We start from the raw sequence: 25,458 nt of genomic DNA on the forward strand, positions 1-25,458 counted from the left end.
TATGAAATTCATCAACGCCACCACCTGCCCATGGAAGCACGCCATCGGCGAAGACGGCCCCAAGCCCGATCCCGATCCGGCGCCCAACCGCCTGCTGTCGCTGGAGCAATGGCATGCCGTGAAGACGCGCTGGCCGGCCGGCACGCCGGTCGCCATCGAGTTCCCGAACGACGCCGACATCAACCAGCTGGTGCCCGACCTGGGCCGCATCGCCCTCGTCGTGCTCGACTTCCCCAAGTGGACCGACGGCCGCGCCTACAGCCAGGCCCACATCCTGCGCAGCCGCTTCAAGTTCAAGGGCGCCATCCGCGCCCGCGGCGAAGTGCTGGTCGACATGATGCAGTTGCTGGCCCGCACCGGCTTCGACGAGGCCGTCATGCGCGGCGACCAGTCCCAGGCTGCCGCGCAGAAGGCGCTGGACCTGTTCGCGCCGGTGGGCTTCTACCAGGGCGACGTCGGCGAGACGCGACCCTGGTTCCAACGGAGCGCAGCGTGAGCACCGAAGTCAGCAGCCTGCCCTGGGCCGCCGCGCCTGCGGCTGGCAACGCCATCGGCCTCTACGCCAAATGGACGCCGGCGCTGGACGCCAAGATCGAGGCCGCGCTGCAGCGCCTGCGCGACGCCAGCATCGAGCATGGCGACGGCCTGGTGCAGAGCAGCAGCCTGGGCGTGGAAGACATGGTCATCACCGACCTGATCGCCCGCACCCAGCTGCCCATCGCCATCGCCACGCTGGACACGGGCAAGCTGCATCCCGAGACGCTGGCGCTGATCCCGCGCATCCACGAGCGCTACGGCCGCGAGGTCGAGGTCTTCAAGCCGGTGGCCGACGCCGTCATCCAATTCGTCCGCAAGGAGGGCGAGGAGGCGATGTACAAGAGCATCGAGCTGCGCAAGGCCTGCTGCGGCCTGCGCAAGATGGAGCCGCTGGGCCGCATGCTGAAGGGTCGTTCGGCCTGGATCACCGGCCTGCGCCGCGAGCAGAGCGGTGCCCGTGGCGACGTGGCCTTTGACGAAGACGACGGCAACAACCGCCGCAAGATCAGCCCCATCGCCGACTGGACCTGGGCCGAGGTCTGGGCCTATGTCGAGAAATACGCCGTGCCCTACAACCCGCTGCATGACCAGTTCATGCCGAGCATCGGCTGCGCGCCATGCACCCGAGCGATTGCCGTGGGAGAAGACTTCCGCGCCGGACGCTGGTGGTGGGAGGACTCTACGAAAGAATGCGGCCTGCACGCCAAATCATGAATGCTGCTGTGAAACCCGAACAACTCATCGCCGACGTCGACCACGCCCACCTGGATGCGCTGGAAGAGGAAGCCATCTTCATCCTGCGCGAGGTCGCAGCCACCTTCGAGCGCCCCGCCCTGCTCTTCTCCGGTGGCAAGGACAGCTGCGTCGTGCTGCGCCTGGCCGAGAAGGCCTTCAAGATGAAGAACGCGGCGCACCCGAGTGGCTACTCGGGCCAGCTGCCCTTCCCGCTGGTGCATATCGACACCGGCCACAACTTCCCCGAGGTCATCACCTTCCGTGACCAGCGCGTGGCGGACATGGGCGAGCGCCTCGTCGTCGGCCATCTGGAAGCCAGCATGGCCAAGGGCACGATTCGGCTCTCCCACCCGCTGGAAAGCCGCAACGGCCACCAGACGGTGACGCTGCTGGAGACCATCGAGGAGCACAAGTTCGACTGCCTGATCGGCGGCGCCCGCCGCGACGAGGAGAAGGCGCGCGCCAAGGAGCGCATCTTCAGCCACCGCGACAGCTTCGGCCAATGGCAGCCCAAGGAGCAGCGCCCCGAGCTGTGGACGCTGTTCAACACGCGCATCCGCCCGGGCGAGCATTTCCGCTGCTTTCCCATCAGCAACTGGACCGAGCTGGACGTGTGGCTCTACATCGCCCGCGAGAACATCCCGCTGCCGCAGATGTACTTCGCGCATGAGCGCCAGGTGATCCGCCGCAAAGGCCTGCTGGTGCCGCTGACCGAGGTGACGCCGCCGGAAGCAGGCGAGACCGTCGAGACCGCCACCGTGCGTTTCCGCACCGTGGGCGACATGACCTGCACCTGCCCGGTCGAGAGCCCCGCCGCCAATGCGAGCGAGGTCGTGGCCGAGACGTTGACCGTCACCGTCAGCGAGCGCGGCGCTACGCGCATGGACGACCGCACCAGTGAAGCTTCGATGGAGAAGCGCAAGAAGGAAGGGTATTTCTGATGAAGGCGCTGCGATTCCTCACGGCGGGCTCCGTTGACGACGGCAAGTCCACGCTGATCGGCCGCCTGCTGTTCGACGGCCAGGCCATCCTGGCCGACCAGCTCGACACGCTCGAACGCCGCGCCGCCGGCCGCCCCATCGACCTGAGCCTGCTGACCGACGGCCTCGAAGCCGAGCGCGAGCAGGGCATCACCATCGACGTGGCCTACCGCTACTTCGCCACCAAGACGCGCAAGTTCATCATTGCCGATGCCCCTGGCCATGAGCAGTACACCCGCAATATGGTCACGGCCGCAGCCGGCAGCGATGCCGCCGTCGTGCTTGTGGACATCACCAAGCTGGACCTGACGGAAGCCGAAGTCACGCTGCTGCCGCAGACGCGCCGCCACTCGCTGCTGGCCCAGCTGCTGCGCGTGCCCAGCATCGTCTTCGCGATCAACAAGATCGACGCACTGGACGACGCCGGCGCCGGCTTCGCCAAGGTCAAGACGGCGCTGGACAAGTTCGCCGCCGCGGCGGGCCTGAACGTGGCCGCCACCGTGCCCGTCAGCGCCCTGCGCGGCGACAACGTGACCCAGCCGCTGGACGCACCCTGGTGGAACGGCGAGAGCCTGCTGCAGGTGCTGGAGCGCCTGCCCACGCTGAGCGAGCGCGCCGACGCGCCGCTGTCCCTGCCCGTGCAATACGTGCAGAAGGACGCCTACCAGTCCAAGGGCACCGGCGTGCAGCCGCGCGTGCTGTGGGGCCGCATCGCCCACGGCGCCGTCAAGGCCGGCGACACCATCGAGGTGCTGCCGTCCAGGCAGACCGCCGTCGTGTCCGAGGTGCGCCTGGCCGGCGAGACCGTGCCCAGCGCCGAAGCCGGCGACTCGGCCGGCCTGGTGCTGGACCGCCAGCTCGACGTCAGCCGCGGCGACTGGATCGTCACGCCCGGCTCGGCCGCGTCGACCAAGACCTTCCCGGCGACGCTGGCCTGGCTGGACACCGAAGCTGCCAAGCCCGGCCGCAAATACTGGGTGCGCCACGGCAACCGCTGGGTGCAGGCGCGCATCTCGGCCATCGACTCGGTGCTGGACATCAACACCCTGCAGCCCCAGGACGCCCACGAGCTGCCGGTCAACACCATCGGCCGCGTGCAGATGGAAGTGCAGCACGAGCTGCCGGTCGAGCCCTTCGTGGACAACCGCGTCGGCGGCGCGCTGATCGTCGTCGACCCGGCCAGCCACCGCACCAGCGGCGCCCTGCTGGTGGACGTGCAAGCCGCCACGCCGGCGGAAGAGGCCTGGTGATGAGCGGCCGTGTGATCTTCGTCAGCGCCGGCCCCGGCGCGGCCGACCTGATCACGCTACGCGGCGCGCGCGCGCTGTCGCGGGCCGACGTCGTGCTGGCCGATGCGCTGGCCGACCCAGGCCTGCGCGAGCTGGCGCCGCAAGCCCGCTGGATTTCTGTGGGCAAGCGCGGCTTCGAGCATTCGGCCAAGCAGACCGAGATCAACGCCCTGCTCGTCAAGGCGGCGCAGGAACACGCCCTCGTCGTGCGCCTGAAGGGCGGCGACGCCAGCGTCTTCGGCCGTCTGGAAGAAGAACTCATCGCCCTGGCTGAGGCCGGCATCGCCAGTGAAGTGGTGCCCGGCGTGACCGCGGCTCTTGCCGCCGCCGCCCAGGCGCAACGCCCGCTGACGCGCCGTGGCCGAGGCCGCAGCGTGTCGCTGACGACGGCCATGACCGAGGCGGGTGAACTGCGCGCCGCGCAGAGCGCCGACACCGAAGTCTTCTACATGGCCGGCCGCCAGTTGGCCGCCCTTGGCCGCCAGTTGCTGGCCGCTGGCTGGGCGCCGGACACGCCGACGCTGGTCGTCAGCCGTGCCGGCTGTGCCGATGCCATCACCAGCGAGCACGCGCTGGCCGACCTCGCTCACGCGGCCCTGCTGCACCGCGGCCGCCCCACGGTCGTCACGGTCGGGACAGGAGCCAGCCGCGTCCGCGCGCAGGATCAAAACCACGCCGACCTTAAAATCGTCGTTTCGCCCGAATCATTGCCCATCGGGGCGCCCCTTACTTCCCAGAGCCGCTCATGACCCACGTCGTCACCGAAGCCTGCATCCGCTGCAAATACACCGACTGCGTCGACGTCTGCCCGGTCGACTGCTTCCGCGAAGGCCCGAACTTCCTCACCATCGATCCCGATGAGTGCATCGACTGCGCGGTCTGCATCCCCGAATGCCCGGTCAACGCGATCCTGCCGGAGGAGGATGTGCCGGGAGATCAGATCCACATGATCAAGATCAACGCCGACCTCGCCAAGGGCTGGCCCAGCATCACCAAGCGCAAGCCCGCGCTGCCGGACGCCGACGAGTGGAAAGACAAGACGGGCAAGCTGCCCGAGCTGATCCGCTGAACTTTCCTTCCCTCTCCTCATGCAGGCAGTAGAGATCAGGCCCGACGCCATCCACACCGACGCCGTCATCGTCGGTGCCGGCCCGGTCGGCCTCTTCCAGGTCTTCGAGCTGGGCCTGCTGGAGATCAAGGCCCACATCATCGACAGCCTGGCCTACCCCGGTGGCCAGTGCATCGAGCTCTATCCCGACAAGCCCATCTACGACATCCCGGCCGTGCCCGTGTGCACCGGCAAGGAGCTGACCGACAACCTGCTCAGGCAGATCGAGCCCTTCGGCGCGACCTTCCACCTGGGCCAGGAAGTCACGGTCGTGCAAAAGCTTGAGGATGGCCGCTTCATCGTCGAGACCAGCAAGGGCACGCAGCTCGTCGCCAAGACCGTCTTCATCGCTGGCGGTGTCGGCAGCTTCCAGCCGCGCACGCTGAAGGTCGAAGGCGTCGAGAAGTACGAAGGCACGCAGGTCCACTACCGCGTCAAGGGCCCGACCCAGTTCGCCGGCAAGAACCTGCTCATCATCGGCGGCGGTGACTCGGCGCTGGATTGGGCGCTGAATTTCTGCGCCGCCAACCCCGACGGCAATCCGCACAAGGCCGAGAGCGTCATCCTCGTACACCGCCGCGACGGCTTCCGCGCCGCGCCCGCCAGCGTCGCCAAGATGCACGAGCTCTGCGACGCCCACGAGATGCAGTTCATCGTCGGCCAGGCCACCGGCATCGACGAGCGGGATGGTCAGCTCACCGGCGTCAAGATCACCGGCAACGACGGCATCACCCGCGTCGTGCCCTGCGACCAGGTGCTGGCCTTCTTCGGCCTCAGCCCCAAGCTTGGGCCCATTGCCGAATGGGGCCTGGCCCTGGAACGCAAGCAGATCGTAGTCGACACCGAGAAGTTCGAGACCAGCGTGCCGGGCATCTTTGCCGTCGGCGACGTGAACACCTACCCGGGCAAGAAGAAGCTCATCCTCAGCGGCTTCCACGAAACCGCGCTGGCTGCGTTTGGCGCCGCGCCCTATGTGTTCCCCGACAAGCGCGTGCATCTGCAATACACGACGACCAGCCCGAAGCTGCACAAGGTGCTGGGCGTGGAGTCGCCGGTGTTCGACTGAGCCGAGCGGCCCTCACTGGCCGTAGGCCAGGCCCGACTGCCAGACCTCCCGCATGCGCGACAGCAGCTCGCGCGGGATGCGGTCATCCGACTCCGCTTCAGCCAATGCCCGTTGCATGCCCTGGGCCAGGCGTTGCAGCACCGCCGCTGGTGCCTTCACATTGCACACCTTGGTACCGAAAACGAGCAGCTCCTGCGTCGTCGGATAGGCCTTGCTCGTGTGCTTGCCGGCAAACAGCTTGAGGGCCAGCGTCCGGTCCTCGAGCTCGGGGCCGCCGGCGTACTGCGTGTAGCGGTAGATGGCCGTCGTGACGACATCGAACATCGGTGCCAGCCAGATGTCGCTCGGTGAGCGGTAGAGCAGGCCGAAGTTCTTCAGATGCGCATCGCCATTGCGAACCATGATGGAGAACGAGACCTGCTCGAAGAACCGGTCAAGGTCGGCTTGCGGCAGTTGCAGTTGCCTCAGCAGCCCCGCGATGCGCTCGTAGCTGCCGTGGTATTTGCGGTCGGAAAGCGTGTCGCGAACGCGCTGCCCGGACAGTGCCGCAATGTCTTCGAAGCCGAGGCGCTCCACCGTGCCATCCGGCTTCAGGACGGTGTCGAAGCGCTCTAGCACCAGCATCTGGCCGTCATGCGACAGGTCGAACACCGGCGTCGCGATGCCGGCCAGGTTGGCTGCGCGCAGGCACAGGTATTCGTTGGCCGCCAGACCGGGATAGGCCTCGCTCGCCGCCTTCACGATGAGGGTGGGAATGGGCACCGCGATCCGCAACTCGGGCACCATGATTTTGGGCTGCATGCCGGCAATGCCGGCACCGGTGCTCAGATAGGCCGCCACCAGGTCGTTGAACACTTCAGGCGAGTAAGCGGTGCTGAGCAGGCCCTCCTTGCTCAGCGGTACCGCGGCCTGCGGCGCGTCGGCACCGGGGATGCGATAGCCCAGCCGGCCGATGCCGTTGTCGCCGATGAGGGCCAGCATGTGCATGGCCGTCGTCTGCTGCTTGGGGAACAAGGCCCGGATGCGCATGAACAGATCGCCCTCGGGCAGGTTCTGGTCCATGGGCGCAAAGAGGTCGCCATCCGTCCACGTGAGCCGGGCCGCCGCAGGCATCAGCAGCGCGACCGAGGGCTGCTCGGCAGAGGCCTCCAGGTACCGGAACTCATAGGTCGACGCCTTGAGCAATTGGCCCGCACTCAGGCGCGGCCCAATGGACACGTCGAGCTGGGCGATGCGCTCAGGCAGCATCGTCATCCTTGTTGAAGGCCGCAGCCACTTCCTCCATCGTCGGCAGGCCCACCGGCTCCAGGCGCATGGCCATATTCAGGGCGCGAAGCACGTCGAACAGCGACGACACGGACGCCTCCTCGCCCCCCTCCAGGCGGTAGACCACCTCACGCACCCGCCCGGCCCGCTCGGCCACCGCCTTCTTGCTGAGGCCCAACGCTTCGCGCCGCTGCTGAAGCAGCTCGCCGAGTTCGGCAGGGAGCCTGATATTGCCAGTCATGGCTTGCATTTTCTACAAATATCCTCGATTTGCAAGCCATGACTTGCATATATCAGCAGCATGACTGCCTCTGCGAGTGAGAAGGCTGCACCGGGCAAACAGACGAGGCTTTTGCTCCGGGTGGGCTGTCCAGTAACCTGCGATATGAGCGAAAAGCCGGCTGACGTATGGTTCCAGACCTTTCGCCCTTCAGACGGAAAGATGCTTAGCACCAAGCTGGTCTTCAGCAGCAGTGCCAAACCTTGACCCCGAGCGCCCCTCGCAAGGCAGGGGCAGCCTTCACCGTGCGATGAGCTGAGCGCCCTTGCTTTCCACACCCGAGCTTGGATGTCGAGAAATCAACTACTTAGCCAGTTAAACCTCGGCCCATCAAGATAAACAGCGAGTGCGGCTGCGGCCCTCGCCTTCTGATGTCGCCAGCGCGTGGTCACTGCTGGCCAGTCAGCTGCCTCGTAAACTGAGCTGCGCGAAGCCACGTCGGCCGACTTTGATGTGCGGCAACGGTAGGACAAGACATACACGAGCAAGCATCTAGGCGTATCAATGGCGGATCTTTCATTTGGCACAACGGTTGCTGTCGAGCCGGCATGCGCCGTGTCAGTTGATTCGGTCGATGCGGTCCAAAGCGCTTTAGGCGCTGTGACTGACGACGCCGATTGCCTATGGATTTCGTACGAAAACTCCTGGCTGCGTCACTGGGCGTCTCTGCTGCCGAGGGCCTACGACGCCCCTAGAGTCGCGCATCTCTGCGAGGACTTCAGCGTTATTCGGCCGGATCAGGTGCCGCCTCTGGCGTCTGAAATTGAGGCCGTGATAGAGAAGTTTCAGCGAGAGCCGTTTGCCCTCTTGTCTCTTCTAGCCGATCCAGGCGACTACACGGTTGAATACGTCGACGACTATCGAAAAGAGATTGCTCAGGTCATCAGTCGTCAACCGGAATTGCCGCACGTACAGGTCTACCTTGACGGACGTGAATGTGCCGACACGCTTGCCAGCTTCCTCGTAGCTCACCTGGCGGTACTGCGGCGGGCCCAAGCGCAAGGATTCGCCGCGCTGCACGCATGGTTCGGGAACTAAGCCGCCCTTGCGTTAAGCTGACTGTCCCTGCTTCCCGCACCGAGCTTCGCTGCTGGGAAATCAACTACTTAGCCAGTTAATCCTCGGCCCACCAAGATAAACACCAAGCGGACGATGGAAGTACTCGGTTCCAAGGAGACCTTCGCATTCGTCATCGGCCCTGACGCCACGCGCGGCACAAGAGTTGAAATCTGGGCAGGGGACGAATGCTTAACACCTGTCGATGTTTGGCCGCACATCCCGGCCTTCCTTCATCATCTGGAGCTAGGCGCAAAGCGTCTTCGTGCACCAGCCTCATTTGCGAGGCACGAGGATGAACTGCAAGGCTTATCAGCTGAAGGCGCGTTCAATCTCCTCACCAGCGACGGCGCCCCAGGGCTTCAGGCGGCGCTGCGTGTGCTTGATTGGGGGCCGACGACAGATGACGTGGTTTGCTTCCTTGTTCCTTCAGCCGGTCAGCTGTGCCTAACGTGGAAACTGAACGCAGGGCCGGTGATCCGGTCATTGCCGATTGAACCGAGTGAACTCGCTTACCGCTTCGATYAGGCGCGAGAGCGGCTCTCGACGCCGTGAAGGCGCAAGTCGCTTCGTCGCTAGAATCGCTACCGCTTTGAGGCGCATGCCTTGAAGCTTCGCTAGGGGTGCTGGTCCTTGATTGGATCGGCTGAGACAGTCCCTTTGAACCTGATCGGCGGCTTCGGCCGCCCCCTCGATCCGAAAGGGTCCAGGGGAGTTAATCCTCGCGCAGGGAAGCAGCCGATCAGCAGGGCCTCCTTTCTCTCGTCTCCGGAGCCCTCCGCGTCCTCGTTTGCCGACCTGCCATCGCTTTGCATTCCGATGGCACGACTCTCTTTCTCCCTCTCCGTTCTTGGTGCCGCTACGGCGCTGCTCGTCACCAGCCTCGCCGCCGCCCAGACCCTGCCCCAGGTCAGCGTGACCGGCAAGGCCGTCGAGGCCGCGCCGGGCCTGTCCGGCTTCAGCGACCCGCCGGCCAAGCTGCCGATGCAGGCCGTCAGCCTGTCGGCCGAGCGCCTCACCGATCTCGGCATCGGCCAGCTGTCGGGCCTGACCAAGCTCGACGCTTCCGTCTCCGATGGCTACAACGCCGTCGGCTACTGGTCGCAGCTCAAGGTGCGCGGCTTCGATCTCGACAACCGCTTCAACCTGCGCCGCGACGGCCTGCCCATCAGTGGCGAGACCTCGCTGTCGCTGGCCAACAAGGCCTCGGTCGAGGTGCTCAAGGGCAGCTCAGGCATGCAGGCCGGCACCAGCGCGCCGGCCGGCCTCGTCAACCTCGTCGTCAAGCGGCCGCTGGCCGAGGATGCGACGGCCTTGATGCTGGGTGCCATCCAGGGCGGCAGCGTGGAAGCCAGCCTCGACCATTCGCAGCGCTTCGGCACCCAGCGTGAGTTCGGCCTGCGCATCAACCTCGCCGCGGCCCGCCTCGACCCGACGCTGCGCAACAGCAAGGGCAATGCACGCACCGCCGCGCTGGCCGCCGACTGGCGCGTCAGCCCCGACACCCTCGTCGAGGCCGAGGTCGAGTTCAACCGCCAGAGCCAGCCCAGCCAGCAGGGCTTCAGCCTGCTCGGTGACCGCCTGCCTGATCCGAAAAGCATCGACCCCAATCTGAACCTGAACAACCAGCCCTGGAGCCTGCCTGTCGTCTTCGACAACACGCACGCCTCGCTGCGCGTGCAGCAGAAGCTCTCCGGCGAGTGGCGCGCCCAGGCGGCCCTCGGCATCCAGCGCCTGCGCACCGATGACCGCCTGGCCTACGCCTACGGCTGCAGCGCCGCCAATGGCGACTACTACGCCGACCGTTTCTGTCCCGACGGCAGCTACGACCTCTACGATTTCCGCAGCGAGAACGAGCACCGCGACACGACGTCGCTGGACGTCTCCGCCAGCGGCCCCGTGYAGCTGGCCGGCATGCGCCATGACGTCACCGTCGGTGGACTGACGAGCCAGTTCAAGAGCCACTTCCAGCGCCAGGCCTACAACTACGCCGGCACCGGCAACATCGACGGCAGCGCCGTGACCGCGGCTCAGCCCGACCTGACCGACGAGAACACCAACCGCGACGAGCGCAGCAACGAGCTCTACCTGCGCGACCGTGTGGCGCTCAGTGCCGACACCAGCGCCTGGCTGGGCGTGCGCCACACCCGCCTGCACCGCGAGAGCGTGCGCACCGACGGCTCGCGCGCGACGGACTACTCGCAGAGCGTCACGACGCCCTGGGTCGCGCTCAGCCATGCCATCGCGAGCGACTGGCTGGTCTACGCGAGCTGGGGCCAGGGCGTCGAAAGCGAAGTCACGCCCAACCGCTCGCGCTACAAGAACGCCGGCCAGGCCCTGCCCGCGCTGAAGAGCCGCCAGACCGAGATCGGCCTGAAGACCGGCACCCAGCGCGTCGAAGGCTCGCTGGCTGCCTTCGACATCCGCCGCCCGCTATGGCGCGACATCGGCAGCTGCGACGTCGCCCTGAGCTGCGAGCACATCACCGACGGCTACGCCCGCCACCGCGGCATCGAAGCCAGCGCCGACCTGAAGTGGAGCGGCGGCGGCCTGTTTGCCAGCGCCACCCGCCTGCACGCCCGCCGCGAAGGCAGCAGCGACGCCGCCCTCAACGGCCTGCTGCCACCCAATGTGCCGCAGACCACCCTCAAGGCCCAGCTACGCCAGGACCTGTTGCCCGGACTGCAGGCCCAGGCCGGCCTGCGCTTTGAGGGCAGCCGCTTCGCGACGCCCGACAACAGCATCGCCGTGCCTGCGTGGACTGTCGTCGACGCTGGCCTGCGCTACACACAGAGCGTGGGCAACCAGACCTGGGTCTGGCGCGCCGCAGTCGACAACCTGACCAACCGCCGCGCCTGGCGCGAGTCGCCCTGGCAGTACGAGCACAGCTATCTCTACCCCCTGGCCGCTCGGACTTTCCGCACGAGTCTCGAGATCCGCCTCTGAGGCCGCACAAAAAACTGCTATAGTCACGGGCTCTGTTCCTCGATAGCTCAGTCGGTAGAGCGCCGGACTGTTAATCCGTAGGTCCCTGGTTCGAGCCCAGGTCGGGGAGCCAACAGAATTTGAAGTTGCCGCGCGAGCGGCAACGGATGAAAACAAGAGCCCGCTGCAACCGAACGGCGGGCCGACAGACAGGAAGCCCGTCGCAAGCGGGTTTCAACCGAACGATTCCTCGATAGCTCAGTCGGTAGAGCGCCGGACTGTTAATCCGTAGGTCCCTGGTTCGAGCCCAGGTCGGGGAGCCAAATCAAGCCTCATTCGCGAAAGCGGATGGGGCTTTTTCTTTGGCCGGCTGCAGCCGCCGCAACCCTGCCTGATTAGAAGCGCTCCAGGTGCGCCCCCTAACTCCGCACTACGTTGAAGGCCGCGGATGTCACTTGCATCGCCTAGATTCGGTTGCCCCTCAGCAAGTCACCCTGCGATTGGAGCTGAACATGTACCGACTCTCCCACTTAACCGGTGCCCTGTTGCTGGGGTGCTGCCTGCAACTCGCCGGGACCAACGCCTTGGCAGCGACCTGCGACGGTTCGAGCGACCCGTGCAGCATTGACCTCGGTCGCACCACCGCCAATTTCGCAACCGGCGCCGCGTCGTACTACGCCGAAGCGGTGCTGGTGAACGGCACAGACGCCTACTACGGAGTGAACCCGCAGTTCCTGCCGACGTTGCAAGTCACGCACTCGGCCAGCAGCGATGGCTTCACCTTCCAGCCGCAGATGTACGCCAGCGTGGGCGGCAGTGGCATCCAAGGGTTGTTTGAAGTCGCAGCCATGCTGCAGTTCACCGGCCTGTCCTTTGTTGCCGAACCGGGCTACCAGATCACCGGCCTCCAGGCCGTGGTGAAGGGGAGCTTCTCCTTGGTGGGCAATGGCTACGGGGGACTGTCCTTGCCCGGCCCGCTCCAGTGGGTTGACCAGAACTTCACCGCCATGGTCTCGCTCGATCCGGCCGCTGCTGACTTCCAGACCGGCTTCACGGTCGCGGCCAGCTACGTCGAGGGAGAAGACGGCACGGCGCTGTCGTACGGGACAGGCAGTGCCAGCATAGATAGCGTGGCTTTCATCGTCAGCGTGTCACCCGTGCCCGAGCCAGGTTCGTGGACCCTGCTGGGGAGTGGCATTGCACTGCTGCCTTGGCTGGCGAAGCGTCGTTCACGGCATTCTCGTTAGAAGAAAAAGCGCCGGGTTCCCACCCGGCGTCTCTGATTCAAAGCCTCACAGCGATTTCAGGAACGCCAGCACCGCCTCCCGATCCGCCTTGCTCATCGCCTCGAACCGCTGACGCGACTTCTCCCCTTCCCCGCCGTGCCAAAGAATGGCCTCGGTCAGGTTGCGGGCGCGGCCGTCGTGCAGATAGCCGACGCGGGCGGCGTTGCCCATGACCTTGTCGGTGTAGCCGATGCCCCAGAGCGGCGCGGTGCGCCACAGGCCGCCGCTGGCCTGGCCTTCGACATAGTTGTCCGCCAGGCCCGCGCCCATGTCGTGCAGCAGCAGGTCGGTGAAGGGCTTGATGTTCTGGTTGCGCAGTTCCGCGAACAGATGGCCTGGGCCGGTCTTCAGCGTCGCCGCGTGGCAGGCCGTGCAGCGGGCCTGGTCGAACAGGCGGCTGCCGGCCGTGACCTGCAGCGGGTCGACGCGGTGCTCGTCCAGCGGCGCCACGCCCTTGGGGAAGCCGCTGGCCAGGCTGCGCTGGGCCGGCACCCCCACGAGGGCCAGGTAGCGCGACACCTGCTGCAGATCGGCCTCGGAGATGCCCGGCTGCGCCGCGCCCGCCGCGCAGGCCACAGGGCCGTTGTTGCACGCACGGCTGGGGTAAACGGGCGAGGTGACGGCCATGTCCTGCAGCAGCGCGGCGGCGGCCTGGTGGCGCAGCGACACCTTGGAGGCCTTCCAGCCGAAGCGGCCCAGGCGCACGGCGCCGGTCTCGGGGTCGAAGACGTAGTTGGGCACGCCCTTCACGCCGTCGGCATCCGGCGTCGCGCGGGCCAGGGCGAGGATGTCGGCCTCGGGCACGGCTTCGAGCAGGCCGGTGCCGATCATGGGCTGGGCCGCGCGCAGCGACACGACCGCGGGCACCGGGCCGTCGAAGGCGAGCTGCGGCTTGCGCAGCTCGACCGTCGTGCCATCGGCCAGCTTGACGCTCTTCGTCTCGAAGCCGGCCACGCGCACGCCATTGCCCCAGTCCTGCGGCGCGCCATTGGCGCCTTGCGCATTCATCTGGATGGACGTGCCATAGCGCGAGTGCGGCACCTGCTGGCCGTTCGCGTCCAGCATCGCGGCGCGTACCGACATCGCATCCAGCCGCTGGTTCACGGCCAGGGGCGCGGGGCTGCGGCCGTTGTTGACGTGGCAGCCGATGCAGGCCGACTGGTTGAAGCGCGTGCCCTGCAGGCCCACGGCGCCCAGGTAGCGGTCGTTGCCCGCTTCGTTGTGGTCACCCGTCGTGAAGTTGGTGTGCACCAGGCGGCGGCCCTCGACGAAGCGCTGCACGTTCTGCATGCCGGTGTGGTTGTGCGGCTGCTGGAACATGAAGAGGCCGTTGTCGGAATAGTTGTACGACACCGAGCCGTCGCCACCCGACAGCGTCGCCACCGGCAGCGGCGCGTTCATCAGCCGCGGCTGCACGCCGTAGGACGGGCGCAGGCCCACGCCGACGACATAGGTCCACTCGCCGGCGTAGTAGCGGATACCGCCGTTGTCGCCGATGGCCTGCATGGCCTGGGTCGTCGAGAAGAAGGACGGCGAGACCTCGATGACGTCGCCGACGACCAGCGGCCGGCCCGGCACGCTCCTGCCGTTGGGCATGCCGTCGGCGCCGATATCGCCGTGGCCGGGATAGCCGTTCACTGTCAGGCTGCAGCCGTTGTTCAGCACATTGGCGTTGAGCAACTTGCCATTGGGCGGATAGGCCACGGGCGGGCAGATGGTGATGTTCTGGTCGGCCAGTTGGCCGGGGTTCATCCAGCCATAGCCGGTCACGCCCACGCGATCGAAGGCGCGGAACCAGGCCACGCCACCGGGCAGCTGCGGCTGCGGGAAGTATTGGTTGACCCGCAGCGTCGGCTTGGTGACGCCGGCCACGCGGCTGTTGTCGACGACCTCGAAGCCCCAGGTGCGGTTCTTGAAGTACTGGGGCACAAACGTCAGGAAGTTGCCGGGGCCCTTGTCGACGGGGTTGCCCAGCGCATCGACCGTCTCGTTGGGGCCGTAGCCGATCTCGTTCCAGTCCTCGCCGCGCTCGCGCCCGTGGCGGGCCAGGCCGCGCACGCCGAAGCGCGTGACGAGCGTCCCATCGGGCAGCGTGAACTGCAGCGACTCCAGCGGCTCGGTGCTGGTGGGCAGGGGCACCAGGCCCGTGCCGTTGGCCGGGAATCTGATGGCGGAAGTGGCGACGTCGGCAATGGTGTTGTCACTGCCCGGCGACTTGAACTCGACCTCGAACAGCGAGTAGCCATAGGCCGTGGCCCGCGCCACGCCCTGCAGGCGGATGAAGCGCGCATTGGCATTGAGGTTGAAGAACTCCTCCGTGCCGCCGCGGCCGTTGCCGACGTTGCGCAGCTCCGTCCAGTTCTGGCCGTCGTCGGACACGCGCAGCGAATAGGCCCTGCCGTAGGCGTTCTCCCAGACCAGCTTCATGTAGCCGACGGGCGTCTTGGCGCCGAAGTCGAACTGGATCCAGGCGCCGTCTTCGAAGGTGCTGGCCCAGCGCGTGCCGGGCTTGCCGTCGATGGCCTGCAGCGCGTTGTTGCCCTGGTTCTCCACGGCCGACGAGGTGGCCGTCACCGGCTTGACGGCAACGCCGGGCTTGCTTAGGTCGGGGCCCGGGCCAGGGGCAGGTGCCGGGCTGGGCGCGGGCACAGGTGATGGCGCCGGGGCGGGCGAAGGTGCAGGCGCGGGCGCCACGCCCGAGAAGGCCTGGATCTCGAAGAGGGAATAGCCATAACCCGAAGAGCGCTGGATGCCCTTCATGCGCAGATAGCGACCCTGGCCGTTCAAGCCGGTCCAGTCCTCGCTGCCGCCCTGGCTGTTGGGAATGGACTTGATCGTCGTCCAGTTGCTGCCGTCGCTGGAAACCTGCAGCTCGTACTGGTTGGCGTGCGCGCGCTCCCAATCGATGTGCACGCGGCTGATGGTCACCGTGCGGCCGTAGTCCAGCACCAGGAACTGGTCGTCGCTGAAGCCGCTGCTCCAGCGCGAGTTGTCGTCATGGTCGATGGCCTTGGCCGGGCCGAGGTCGGCGCGCTCGGACGAGCTCGCCGTCACGCTCACCGGCGTCAGCGCTGCCTCGGATTCGCCGGCGCTGGCCGCCAGGGCCCGGGCCGTCGGGCCGGCCTCGCTGCTCTGCGCCGACGGCTGGGCTGGGTCGCCAGAACCGCCGCCGCAGGCCGACACCAGCAGGCTCACGGCGAAGGGCAGGCCGAGGGTTGAAAGATTGCGTAAACCGTGTGGCTTCATTGATCCCTCTTGATCGTGTTTGAGATGACCCGCCTAAGATGACATCGTCGTCATCCGCGGCCGAACAGCCCGTGGAATGACGCGCATGCTGCCCACCCCCTAGTCCGCAGTCGCGGGCCAATTCAGCTGTCACACACCAAACCAATTCGAGTGCCGCATGCGTCGCGCCGCTGAACATTCGCTGGCCCTCGGCCCTCGGCCGATCGGCGTCACGCTGCAGCAATGGCTGTACGCGGCCCTTTGTGAAGCGATACGCGATGGCCGCCTCCCGCCCGGCAGCCGCCTGCCCACTTCGCGCGGCCTGGCCCGCGACCACGGCTGCTCCCGCTCCACCGTCACCGCAGTCTTTGAGCGGCTTCTTGCTGACGGTTACATCTCAGCCCATGTCGGCCGCGGCAGCTTTGTCGCGCCGCAGCCTCCGCCGGCGTCTGTTGTCGAAGTGGCAGTGCCGCCCCAGGCCCCTGCGCTGTCCCGCCGTGGCCGCCAGATGAGCGCGGCCGGTGTCGTCGTCATGAGCCGCAACGGCCCGCTGCCGCGCACCTTCGAGGCCGACCGCATCGATGCCGGCCTGTTCCCGGCCGCCGTCTGGGCCAGGCTCGCCGCCAGGCGTGCGCGCTGGCACGAGACCCGCATCGTGCAGGGCGTCGAATGGCAAGGCCTGGCACCGCTGCGCGAATTGCTGGCCCAGCAGCTGCTGCTGACGCGCGGCATCCGCTGCGACGCCGACCAGATCGTCATCGTGCCCGGCACGCGCCAGGCCCTGGACCTGCTCGCCCGGCTGCTGCTCAACCCCGGCGAGCAGGCCTGGGTGGAAGACCCCGGCTCCCCCGCCGTGCAGGCCCTGCTGGCGGCGGCCGGCGCGCGCGTCGTGCCGGTGCCGGTAGACGAACAGGGCCTGCAGGTCGACGCGGCCCTGCGCATGGCGCCGCGCGCCCGCCTGGCTTGCACGACGTCCGCCGCGCAGATGCCGCTGGGCCACGCCATGTCGGYGCCGCGCCGCCAGGCCCTGCTCGCCTGGGCGCGCGGTGCCTGCGCCTACGTCATCGACGAGGACCGCGACGGCGACTTCGTCTTCGACGGCAGCGGCGCCCACGCACTGAAGGCCGAGGACGACGGCGACTGCGTCATCCACCTCGGCAGCCTGGCCTTCAGCATGGCACCCTGCTTGCGCCTGGCCTACCTGGTGCTGCCGCGCCGCCTCGTCGAGCCGGTGTGCACGGCGCTGGCACTGACCCAGGCCCAGCCGGCGCTGCTGGACCAGGCCGTGCTGCACGACTTCATCGCCGACGGCCACTGGGCCCGGCATCTGCGCGAGCTGCGCCAGGTCTACGGCGCCCGCGCCGAGGCCCTGCGCCACGAGCTGGACAAGCATTTCGGCCGCTGGCTGCAACTCGCGCCCGCGCGCCGCGGCCTGAACCTGACGGCCTGGCTGCCCGGTTCGGCCCGCGATGCCGACCTGGCCGGCCGTGCGGCCGCCGCGGGCGTGACGGTCGCGCCGCTGACGGCCTACCGGCTGCAACACCCCGCACCGGCCGGCCTGCGCTTCGGCTTCGCGGCCTTCAGCGAGGCCAGCATCCGCAGCGGGGTGCAGAAACTCGCCGCGGCCTTGGACTAGGGATGCCTTGAACCTGCCGGCCTCCGGCCGGCACCCACGCCTCAACTCCAACTTGAGGGGAAGGCGTGCTCTCCATCCTGGTCGGCCACAGCTTCTTTCTGCGCTTCGACGCCAAACAGTTCGACCGCGCCAAGCCCTACCCGCCCCTGGCCACGCTGCAGGTCGCCGAACTGCTGCGCCGCCAGGGCCATGAGGTCGCCCTCTTCGACGCGATGCTGGCCGCCGGCACGCAGGACTTCGACCAGCAGCTCGCCGCCGCGCGACCGCGCGTCGTGCTGCTCTACGAGGACAACTACAACTACCTGAGCAAGATGTGCCTGGCCAAGATGCGCGAGGCCGCCTGCACCATGATCGCCAGCGCCGCCCGGGCCGGCGCGCGCGTCATCGTGGCCGGCTCGGACGCCAGCGACGCCCCCGAGATCTATCTGCGTGCCGGTGCCGACGTCGCCCTGCGCGGCGAAGGCCTGGACGTGCTGCCCGCCCTGCTGCGCCGCCTGGAGGCCGAGCCCGCACGGCCTGGCCGCGAACTGCTCGCCGGCCTGGAGCAGCCCGTCACGCTGCAGCCGCGTGGCGACCACGCCGAGCTCGAAGCCCCTGCGGCCTGGGACCTCGTCGACATACCGCGCTACCGCGCCACCTGGACGGCGGCCCACGGCTACTTCAGCCTCAACATGGCGGCCTCCAAGGGCTGCTCATTTCGCTGCAACTGGTGCGCCAAGCCCATCTGGGGCCAGCGCTACCAGCAGCGCAGCGCGGCGGCCGTGGCGGCAGAGATGGCCGAGCTGAAGCGCCGCTTCGCGGCCGACCACGTCTGGTTCGCGGACGACATCTTCGGCTTCCGCGCCGACTGGGTGCAGCGCTTCGCCGCCGAGCTCGATGCGCGGGGCGGCGGCGTGCCCTTCACCATCCAGGCCCGCGCCGACCTCATCAGCGACGCGATGGCCCAGGCGCTGGCCGACGCCGGGTGCCGCGAGGTCTGGATAGGCGCCGAGAGCGGCAGCCAGCAGGTGCTGGACGCGATGAACAAGGGCACGACGGTGGAAGAGATCCACCAGGCCAGAGAGCGCCTGCAGGCGGTGGGCGTGCGCGTGGGCTTCTTCATCCAGCTCGGCTATCTGGGCGAAGGCCTGGACGAACTGCTGCAGACGCGCCGCCTCATCGAGGAGGCGCGGCCTGACGACATCGGTGTCAGCGTGTCCTACCCGCTGCCGGGCACGCGCTTTCACGAGCAGGTCAAGGCCCAGCTCGGCGCCAAGACGCATTGGGACGACAGCGGCGACCTCGCCATGATGTTCCGCGGCACCTTCGGCAGCGAGGTCTACCGCGCGGTGCGCGACCTGCTGCACGCGCAGGTGGACCTGGGCGCCGCCGACACGCCCGCGCGCCGCCGCGCCGGCGACGAGTTGAAGCAGCGCTGGGCCCGGCTGATCGCCAGCCTGAGCCCCGCCACCGCCCTCACGCCATGAGCAGGCCCTTCAGCGCCAGGGCGCCCGCGCGCGGCTGGCTGCCGCGGCGCAGTTCCCAGCCATGAAGCCCGCCGCAGCCTTCGACAAAGTCGGCCCAGCCCGGCTGGCCGGCGGCATAGGGCTGGCTGATGTGCAGGCGCTGCATCATCTCGGCGGCGTCCAGCGGCCGCAGCAGCACATCGTCCGCCGCTGGCTCGGGCGAGGCAAAAACAAGATGGGCGAGATGCTGCGGTTTGGCCGCCAGCGGCGCCCAGCCGCCGCGCAGGTCCAGCTCATGCTTCTCGACGCCGCTGCGCCGGCGAATGACCGGCGTCGCCGCGATGCGTGCCCGCAGTGCCACGTCGTCCACCCAGCGCAGCGCATCGAAGCGCAGGTGCAGGAAGTTCGCGACGCCCGTCACCCGGCGCGTCAGCGGGTCGACAAAACTGGCGTCCTCGGTCAGGAAGTCCAGCCCCTGCAGCATCGCGTGCAGGGCCAGCGTCGACTTGCCGGCACCGCTGGCGCCCAGCAGCAGCGCGCCGACACCCTGCAGGCCCACGCAGCCGGCATGCAGGGGCACCAGTCCACGAGCACGGCAGGCCAGCGAGTAGGCCGCGAACTCGATGAGCTCGTAGCGCAGGTGATAGGGAAAGGCCAGCAGCTCGCGCGAGACCTGCACCACGGCGCGGCCGGCGGCCACGTTGACCAGGGCCAGGTTGCAGGCGTCCATCGCCGCGCCCAGCAGGCCGGCGCCACCGAGCATGCGCGGCAGCGGCGGCTCGGCGCCGAAGCTGCCGCTGCCCTCCACCAACTTCAGCTCGATGCACAGCGTGGGCCCGCCCACGGCCTGCGGCGGCAAGCCGAAGTAGGCCGCGTCGGCCAGCGCCAGCAGCTCGGTGCTGTCGCTGCGGAACTCGACGCGCGCGCCCATCAGCTGGTGGCTGCGGCTCAAGGCCAGCGGGGCCCGCTCGCCAAAGGGATCGGCGGTCTGCCGGGGATCGGCCTGCCAGGTCGTGGTGCTCATGAAAGGGAAGCAGTGTGAAAGAGTTGGAGTTGCCCAAGGCCGCGGTGCTGCAGAGGGCGCTGCGGTCGACGACGGACCGGCTGGCGGCCGAACTGGCCGCCCCCCTGCCCATCGCGCCGGCCTGGAACGATTTCGAATGGCGGGCCGCGATGGCCGTGTCCGTCATGCACGGCATCAGCGGCCTGCTCGCCGCCCGCCTGATCTGGGCAGGCCCCGCGCCTTGGCAGGCCTTCCTGGCCGAGCAGGCCGCGCAGGGCCGCCGGCGCGAGGCCCGCATCCGGGAGCTGCTGGCCCGCCTGCAAGGCGCCGCCGTTGCGGCCGGCCTGCCGCTGCTGGGCCTCAAGGGCGCCAGCCTGCTGCGGCTCGATGTCTACGCGCCGGGCGAGCGGCCGATGAGCGACGTGGACCTGCTGGCCCGCCCCGGCGACCTGGATGCCGCCGACCGCCTCGTCACGGCCCTCGGCTACCGGGCGGGCGCCGCCAAACGTCGCCACATCGCCTACGAACCCCTGCAGCAGCGCGCCGACCGCGCCTTCGGCGAGCATGAGGACGACCCGATCAAGATCGAACTGCACCAGGCCGTCAGCGAGCCGCTGCCGCTGCATGAGATAGCCATCACGGCCGGCCTTCTGGCAGCCGATGCCGGCCCGGGGCTGAATGCCTACCCAAGCCAGGCCGCGCTGATGCGCCATCTGCTGCTGCACACGGCCGGCAATCTCTGCAGCCGCAGCGTGCGGCTGATCCAGTTGCATGACATCGCCGCGCTGGGCGCCCGCCTGGATGCAGCCGACTGGGCGCAAGCCCTGGCACCCGCCTCCGATGGCCGGCCGGCCTGGTGGGCCGTGCCGCCGCTGCGGCTGGCGCAGCGCCTCTTCCCCGGCCGGTTGGCGCCCATCCCGGCCACGGCGCTGGCCGCCTGCCCGCCACGGTTGCGCCGCGCCAGTGCCGCCCAGGGCCTGGCCGATCTGTCGCTGTCCCACCTCGGCATTCCCGTGCTGCCCGGCATCGCCTGGGCACGCGGCCCGGCGGAAGTCCTGGGCCTGGCCTGGCAGCGCCTGCGCCCCGCGGAGCAGGCCGCCACCGCGCAGATCGTGCAGCGCCAGCATTCGCTGGCCGGCTCCACCTGGACCCGCCGGCCGACGTGGCTCAAGGCGCTGGGCTTCCTGCTCGGCGCGCCACCACGGGCGCAGACGCTGTACTGCGTGCATCGCGCCCTCGCCTACCGGCCCACCAACTCGGCATGAAGCTGCTCGAACTGCGCGCAACAGAAGTCCGCGTCCTCGGCCAGGGCGCGGCGCTGGGCTTCGCGCGCCAGCCGCAGCCGCAACGCTTCGTCGCCCTCCAGGCGGGCGATCAAGGTCGCCAAGCCGCGGGCATCGCCGGGCTCGACAACCAGGGCCGCCTGCGGCGCCCATTCGGCCAGATGCCCGACCGCCGTGCCGACGCTGGGCACGCCCAGCACGGCCGCCTCCAGCACGGCCAGCGGGCCGGCCTCGTGGCGCGAGGTGATGACATGCAGATGCGCGCGCACCAGCAGTGGCTGCAGCTCGGCCTGGGTCATGAAGCCGTGGAAGCGAACGCGGTGGCTCACGCCCAGGCGCGCCGCCAGGGCCTGCACTTCACCGCGCAGCGTGTCCTCGCCGACGAGGTCCAGCTCGGCCGTGGGCAGACGGGCAACGGCCTGCAGCAGGCAGGCCTGATCCTTCACGCGGTTGAGGCTGGCGACCTGCACGAGCCGCAGCGGCGCGCCGGCCTCGCGGCGCAGCGGCTCGCGCGGCGGCCAGGCTTGCAGGTCCACGCCCAGCGGCAGGCGTTGCGCGCTGCGGCCCAAGGCGGCCAATTGATCCAGCACGGGGCGGCTGGCCGCCGTCAGTGCATCGGCGCCGCGCAGCACCCAGGCCTCGCGCAAGCGGCCGCGCCAGCCCTGGCGACCGCCGTAGGCGATGTCATGCAAGGCCACCAGCTCGCCACCGGCCACGTGCACCGCGCTGCGCAGCTTCAGCCACCGCGCGGCCGCGACGGCCACCACGCCGCAGCTGCTCGACCAGATGGACTGCACCAGGTCGAAGCGGCCGCGGCCGTGCTCTCTGACGATGGCCCGCACTGCCCGCGGCACGGTGGCGCGCCCGCCGATGTTGTGCACGCGCGCGCCGCACAGCCACCACTCGCCCGGCTCGGCCTCCTGCCTGAGCGCGAACACATGCACCTCGTGCCGCATGGCCAGGCGCTTGAGCAGGGCCAGCAGCGCCGGCACCACCTTCACCTCGCCCGAGCGGTCCACGCCGCCGGGCACGACGACCGCGATCTTCAAACCCGGACCTCCGCATGAACACCCAGACCCGTCTGCTTGATACCCAAGAGGCCTTCGACAGCGTCGCCGCCGACTACGACGGCCCGCGCGGCAACAACCTCGCCATCCAGGACATGCGCGACGAGATGTGGCGCTGGCTGGACAAGAGTTTTTCGCCCGGCAGCCGGCTCATCGACCTGGGCTGCGGCACCGGGCTGGACGCCGTGCACCTGGCGAGCCAAGGCCATCACGTGACGGCGACGGACTGGTCCGAGCGCATGGTCGAGCGCACGCGCGACCGGGCGCGTGAGGCCGGCCTCGCCGTCGATGCGCTCGCCATCGGCGCGCACGAGCTGAACCGCCTGGAGGGCAGCTTCGACGGCGCCTATTCCAACCTCGGCCCGCTGAACTGCGTACCCGACCTCGGCGCCGTGGCGGCCGAATGCGCCCGCCTCATCAAGCCCGGCGGCCGCCTCGTCTTCACCGTCATCGGCCGCTACTGCCCCTGGGAGCTGGCCCACTATCTGCGCCAGCGCCGCTGGAAGCGCGCCGGCATCCGCTTCGCGAAGGGCACCGTGGCCGTCGGCATGAATGGCCGCACGATCTGGACGCGCTACTACACGCCGGCCGAGTTCCACGCCGCCTTCGCCGAGCATTTCGAGCTGGAGGTGCAGCGCGGCCTGTGCGTCTTCGTGCCGCCGCCCTATCTGACCTGGCTGGCCGAGCGCCACCCGCGCTGGCATGAGCGTCTGTGGGCCCTGGACCGGCGCGTGGCTGGCTGGCCGCTGATCAATCGACTGGGCGATCATTTCCTGCTCGTCATGCGCCGGCGCATGAGCTGACCCAGCTCATCCAGCATGGGGTGGCGGCACCAGCGCCAGGCCGCCACGCAGGCGATGGGCGCGAGCGTCAGCGGCACGGCCAGCACCGCGACGGCCGCGAGTGCGCTGCCGCCCAGGGCCGCCCACAGCGCCCGCGGTGACTGGCCGAGATGGCGGGCCGCCAGCCAGAGCTGCACCGGCAGGGCCAGGCAGGCCGCCGCGCACAGGGCCCAGGCGAAGGAGGCCAGGCTGCCATCGAAGATCGCCACGCCCAGCACCAGGCGTGCGCCCAGCGTCACGCCCGTGGGCCAGGCCGCCAGTGCGGGCCGGCCCACGGCGGCCAAGGCGGCGCCGAGTTGCGAGAACGCCAGGCCGAGGGCCGCCGTCAGCGCGAGGGGCAGCACCGCGGGCGTGCAGTCGCCCCAAGCCGGACCGTAGAGCAGGCGCACCAGCGGCTCGCGATAGGCCACGGTCAGGGCGAGCAGCGGCCAGCCCAGCCCCGTCAGCAAGGCCGTGGCGCGGCGCAAGGCGGGCTCGAGTGCTTCGGCGCGTGCATGCCGCCCGGCCAGCAGCGGCAGCGCGCCAAAGCTCAGGGCCTGGCCGGCCACGGCCTGCAGCAGGCTCACCGCGCCCTGGGCACGGCCGAGCAAGCCGACGAGGTGGGCCGAGCCCAGCCGCCCCAGCCACAGATCGGGCAGCACGCCATTGACGCCTCCCAGCAGGCCGACGAGCAGCGCACCGACACCAAAGCCCAGCACCTCGGCCCAGCCCCGCGAGGACGGCCACCAGCTGCGGCCCGTGGGCATGCAGGCGTAGGCCAGGCCGCAGACGAGGATGCTGGCCACTTGCGCCCACGCCAGGCCGAGCGCGCCCCAACCCTCCATGGACAGCAGCAGCGCCACGCCCGCATGGGCCAGCGTGCCCATGCGTGACACGAAAGCGATGCGCGACGCGGACAGCGCCCGCAACTGCAGCGCAGCCATGACGCTGCCATAGGCCGACAGCAGCAGCCCCAGGGCCAGCACCTGCAGCAGCACCGTCAAGCCGGGTTGGCCGAAGTGCCGGGCCAGGGGATCGGCCAGCACCAGCAGCGCCGTCGTGGCCAGCAGCGTCGTGCAGGCCAGCAGCCCCAGGCAGGCCGAGAAGCGCGCCGGCGTCAACTCGGGCTCGCGCTGCAGATAGGCCGACACGCCGGCATCGCGCAACAGCTGGGCGACACTGAAGACACCCAGGCCCAGCGCATACAGGCCCAGCTCGGCCGGCTGCAGCAGTCGCGCCAGCAGCAGGCCCAGCACGAAGCGCGTGGCGACGCCGCCGGTGGCCGAGGCCAGATTGACGAGGAAGGCGCGCCGGAAGTCGAGCGCCGCGGGCGCGAGGACGAAGCTGTTCATGCCGCCAGCAGGTCGTCATAGGCCGCGACGAGGCAGCGGCCCAGGGCTTCGGTGGAGCAGTGCGACTCGAAGCGGGCGCGCGCCAGTGAGCGCCGCTGCGTCGAAGGCAAGGCGGCCAGCGCCACGATGGCGTCGGCCAGCCGCGCCGCATCGCCCGCCGGCCACAGCCGCGCGGCCGGGCAACCGGAGGCCAGCGCACGGAAGGACGGGATGTCGGTCACCGCCAGCCCCAGCCCGCAGGCCAGGGCCTCGACGACGCTGTAGCCCGTGGCTTCGCGGTGGCTGCCCTGCACGAGGATGTCGGCGGCCGCCATCAGCGTTTCGATGCGCGCATGCGGCTGGGCGCCGAGCAGGTGCACGCGGCCGGCCAGCAGCGGATCGCGCATGCGCTCGCGCACGGCCTCGAACAGCGGCGCGCGGCTGTAGCAGAGCCAGAGCTGCAGGCCGGGCAGGCGCTGTGCCGCCAGGGCCACGCCGTCGAGCACGGTCAGCGGGTCCTTGTTGGCGTCGAGGTGGGCCACCCACAGCAGGCAGGGGTCGCCGGCCAGCCCGGTCGCGGCGCGGGCAGCGGCCGGGTCACGGGTCGCAAAGCCACAACTCGAACCGGGCACTTCGTAGACGCGCGTTGCGGCGGTGATGAGGCCGCGGCGGCGGAAGGGCAGCGCCTGTTCACGGGCACAGAACATCAGGCCACGCGCCGTCGTCGTCAGCGCGCGCCGCCAGGCCGGCCAATGCCAGGGGCGCGGCGGCGCATCGGCGCGGTCCTGCAGCACGATGGGCCGGCCCGGCGCCAGGGCCGCCAGCGCCCTTACCTGCTGCACAAAACCCAGGCCCTGCACATGCACCAACTCCGGCCGCAGGCGGTCGAACAACTCGATGAGTCGCTCGGGCTGGCTGTCGCAGGGCAGGAAGTGGTAGCCGATGCCGCCCCGGCCGACGTATTCCACGTCGGCACAGGCCTGCACGACGCTCACAGCGGCCCCGGCGCCCGCTGCGGCCTCGGCGAGCTGGGTGACGGTAGGCCAGTCCTGCAGCAGTCGCTCGGGCGCACGACCCTGGGGGTCGCGGTGGAAGCTGATCTGCACGACGCGGGCCATG

Annotated in this window: 22 protein-coding genes and 2 tRNA genes; 17 read left to right on the forward strand and 7 right to left on the reverse strand. The window is 69.2% G+C overall.

Annotation, left to right across the window (positions count from 1 at the left end; all coding sequences use genetic code 11):
• The first annotated feature begins 1 nt into the window (after position 1).
• The 7 genes from AC1DW3_RS16165 to AC1DW3_RS16195 are packed head-to-tail and all read left to right on the forward strand — an operon-like array spanning position 2 to position 5,715.
• The gene (locus AC1DW3_RS16165; protein WP_477932681.1) at positions 2–496 is read left to right on the forward strand and encodes a DUF934 domain-containing protein; all 495 of its coding nucleotides are present in this window, start codon (positions 2–4) and stop codon (positions 494–496) included.
• A complete protein-coding gene (locus AC1DW3_RS16170) occupies positions 493–1,251 on the forward strand; it encodes a phosphoadenylyl-sulfate reductase (protein WP_477932683.1) in 759 nt (252 codons plus the stop codon). The genes AC1DW3_RS16165 and AC1DW3_RS16170 overlap by 4 nt, the downstream gene beginning before the upstream one ends.
• Positions 1,248–2,213, forward strand: a complete 966-nt coding sequence (gene cysD, locus AC1DW3_RS16175; protein WP_477932685.1) for a sulfate adenylyltransferase subunit CysD — start codon at positions 1,248–1,250, stop codon at positions 2,211–2,213. Before AC1DW3_RS16170 ends, cysD begins: the two co-directional genes overlap by 4 nt.
• Positions 2,213–3,502, forward strand: coding sequence for a sulfate adenylyltransferase subunit 1 (locus AC1DW3_RS16180; RefSeq protein WP_477932687.1), 1,290 nt, complete (start codon positions 2,213–2,215; stop codon positions 3,500–3,502). The genes cysD and AC1DW3_RS16180 overlap by 1 nt, the downstream gene beginning before the upstream one ends.
• Positions 3,502–4,290 (forward strand): uroporphyrinogen-III C-methyltransferase, encoded by a 789-nt coding sequence (gene cobA, locus AC1DW3_RS16185; RefSeq protein WP_477932689.1) that lies wholly within the window; start codon positions 3,502–3,504, stop codon positions 4,288–4,290. The genes AC1DW3_RS16180 and cobA overlap by 1 nt, the downstream gene beginning before the upstream one ends.
• Positions 4,287–4,610, forward strand: coding sequence for a ferredoxin FdxA (gene fdxA, locus AC1DW3_RS16190; protein WP_056194839.1), 324 nt, complete (start codon positions 4,287–4,289; stop codon positions 4,608–4,610). The genes cobA and fdxA overlap by 4 nt, the downstream gene beginning before the upstream one ends.
• A gap of 19 nt (positions 4,611–4,629) precedes the next feature.
• On the forward strand, positions 4,630–5,715 hold the full coding sequence (locus AC1DW3_RS16195) for an NAD(P)/FAD-dependent oxidoreductase (protein WP_477932691.1): 1,086 nt from the start codon (positions 4,630–4,632) through the stop codon (positions 5,713–5,715).
• Positions 5,716–5,727: 12 nt separating this feature from the next.
• On the opposite strand, the gene AC1DW3_RS16200 is transcribed toward AC1DW3_RS16195, so the two are convergent.
• The gene (locus AC1DW3_RS16200) at positions 5,728–6,963 is read right to left on the reverse strand and encodes a type II toxin-antitoxin system HipA family toxin (RefSeq protein WP_477932692.1); all 1,236 of its coding nucleotides are present in this window, start codon (positions 6,961–6,963) and stop codon (positions 5,728–5,730) included.
• Positions 6,953–7,222: a helix-turn-helix domain-containing protein gene (locus tag AC1DW3_RS16205; RefSeq protein ID WP_477932694.1), complete on the reverse strand. Its 270-nt coding sequence runs from the start codon at positions 7,220–7,222 to the stop codon at positions 6,953–6,955. Before AC1DW3_RS16205 ends, AC1DW3_RS16200 begins: the two co-directional genes overlap by 11 nt.
• 543 nt (positions 7,223–7,765) lie before the next feature.
• Between AC1DW3_RS16205 and AC1DW3_RS16210 the strand changes: the two genes are divergently transcribed.
• From AC1DW3_RS16210 to AC1DW3_RS16235, 6 genes are all read left to right on the forward strand, one after another.
• Positions 7,766–8,299, forward strand: coding sequence for a hypothetical protein (locus AC1DW3_RS16210; RefSeq protein ID WP_477932696.1), 534 nt, complete (start codon positions 7,766–7,768; stop codon positions 8,297–8,299).
• 114 nt (positions 8,300–8,413) lie between these two features.
• Positions 8,414–8,872, forward strand: a complete 459-nt coding sequence (locus AC1DW3_RS16215; RefSeq protein WP_477932698.1) for a hypothetical protein — start codon at positions 8,414–8,416, stop codon at positions 8,870–8,872.
• A gap of 264 nt (positions 8,873–9,136) precedes the next feature.
• Positions 9,137–11,263: a TonB-dependent siderophore receptor gene (locus tag AC1DW3_RS16220; RefSeq protein WP_477932700.1), complete on the forward strand. Its 2,127-nt coding sequence runs from the start codon at positions 9,137–9,139 to the stop codon at positions 11,261–11,263.
• A gap of 36 nt (positions 11,264–11,299) precedes the next feature.
• Positions 11,300–11,375, forward strand: a tRNA-Asn gene (locus tag AC1DW3_RS16225).
• 114 nt (positions 11,376–11,489) lie between these two features.
• Positions 11,490–11,565: transfer RNA gene (locus AC1DW3_RS16230), tRNA-Asn, on the forward strand.
• Positions 11,566–11,754: 189 nt separating this feature from the next.
• Positions 11,755–12,489: a hypothetical protein gene (locus AC1DW3_RS16235; protein WP_477932702.1), complete on the forward strand. Its 735-nt coding sequence runs from the start codon at positions 11,755–11,757 to the stop codon at positions 12,487–12,489.
• 45 nt (positions 12,490–12,534) lie between these two features.
• On the opposite strand, the gene AC1DW3_RS16240 is transcribed toward AC1DW3_RS16235, so the two are convergent.
• Entirely contained in the window at positions 12,535–15,774 is a 3,240-nt protein-coding gene (locus tag AC1DW3_RS16240) for a di-heme oxidoredictase family protein (RefSeq protein ID WP_477932704.1), read from the reverse strand.
• A 157-nt stretch (positions 15,775–15,931) separates the two neighbouring features.
• On the opposite strand from AC1DW3_RS16240, the gene pdxR reads away from it, so the two are divergent.
• A complete protein-coding gene (pdxR, locus tag AC1DW3_RS16245) occupies positions 15,932–17,389 on the forward strand; it encodes a MocR-like pyridoxine biosynthesis transcription factor PdxR (RefSeq protein ID WP_477932706.1) in 1,458 nt (485 codons plus the stop codon).
• Positions 17,390–17,454: 65 nt separating this feature from the next.
• Positions 17,455–18,855, forward strand: a complete 1,401-nt coding sequence (locus tag AC1DW3_RS16250; RefSeq protein WP_477932708.1) for a B12-binding domain-containing radical SAM protein — start codon at positions 17,455–17,457, stop codon at positions 18,853–18,855.
• On the opposite strand, the gene AC1DW3_RS16255 is transcribed toward AC1DW3_RS16250, so the two are convergent.
• Positions 18,845–19,858 (reverse strand): phosphoenolpyruvate carboxykinase (ATP), encoded by a 1,014-nt coding sequence (locus AC1DW3_RS16255; RefSeq protein WP_477932710.1) that lies wholly within the window; start codon positions 19,856–19,858, stop codon positions 18,845–18,847. The two genes, AC1DW3_RS16250 and AC1DW3_RS16255, sit on opposite strands and share 11 nt — an antisense overlap.
• 14 nt (positions 19,859–19,872) lie before the next feature.
• Here AC1DW3_RS16255 and AC1DW3_RS16260 point away from each other — a divergent pair, with 14 nt between their 5' ends.
• Positions 19,873–21,102, forward strand: coding sequence for a nucleotidyltransferase family protein (locus tag AC1DW3_RS16260; RefSeq protein WP_477932711.1), 1,230 nt, complete (start codon positions 19,873–19,875; stop codon positions 21,100–21,102).
• On the opposite strand, the gene AC1DW3_RS16265 is transcribed toward AC1DW3_RS16260, so the two are convergent.
• Positions 21,078–22,169 (reverse strand): glycosyltransferase family 4 protein, encoded by a 1,092-nt coding sequence (locus AC1DW3_RS16265; RefSeq protein ID WP_477932712.1) that lies wholly within the window; start codon positions 22,167–22,169, stop codon positions 21,078–21,080. The genes AC1DW3_RS16260 and AC1DW3_RS16265 overlap by 25 nt on opposite strands.
• A gap of 14 nt (positions 22,170–22,183) precedes the next feature.
• Here AC1DW3_RS16265 and AC1DW3_RS16270 point away from each other — a divergent pair, with 14 nt between their 5' ends.
• Positions 22,184–22,990 (forward strand): class I SAM-dependent methyltransferase, encoded by an 807-nt coding sequence (locus AC1DW3_RS16270; protein WP_477932714.1) that lies wholly within the window; start codon positions 22,184–22,186, stop codon positions 22,988–22,990.
• Here the strand turns inward: AC1DW3_RS16270 and AC1DW3_RS16275 are convergent.
• Positions 22,954–24,360: an oligosaccharide flippase family protein gene (locus tag AC1DW3_RS16275; RefSeq protein ID WP_477932716.1), complete on the reverse strand. Its 1,407-nt coding sequence runs from the start codon at positions 24,358–24,360 to the stop codon at positions 22,954–22,956. The genes AC1DW3_RS16270 and AC1DW3_RS16275 overlap by 37 nt on opposite strands.
• Positions 24,357–25,457 (reverse strand): glycosyltransferase family 4 protein, encoded by a 1,101-nt coding sequence (locus AC1DW3_RS16280; protein WP_477932718.1) that lies wholly within the window; start codon positions 25,455–25,457, stop codon positions 24,357–24,359. The genes AC1DW3_RS16275 and AC1DW3_RS16280 overlap by 4 nt, the downstream gene beginning before the upstream one ends.
• Position 25,458: the final 1 nt, after the last annotated feature.

This window comes from Roseateles sp. P2_H4, from assembly GCF_056403315.1.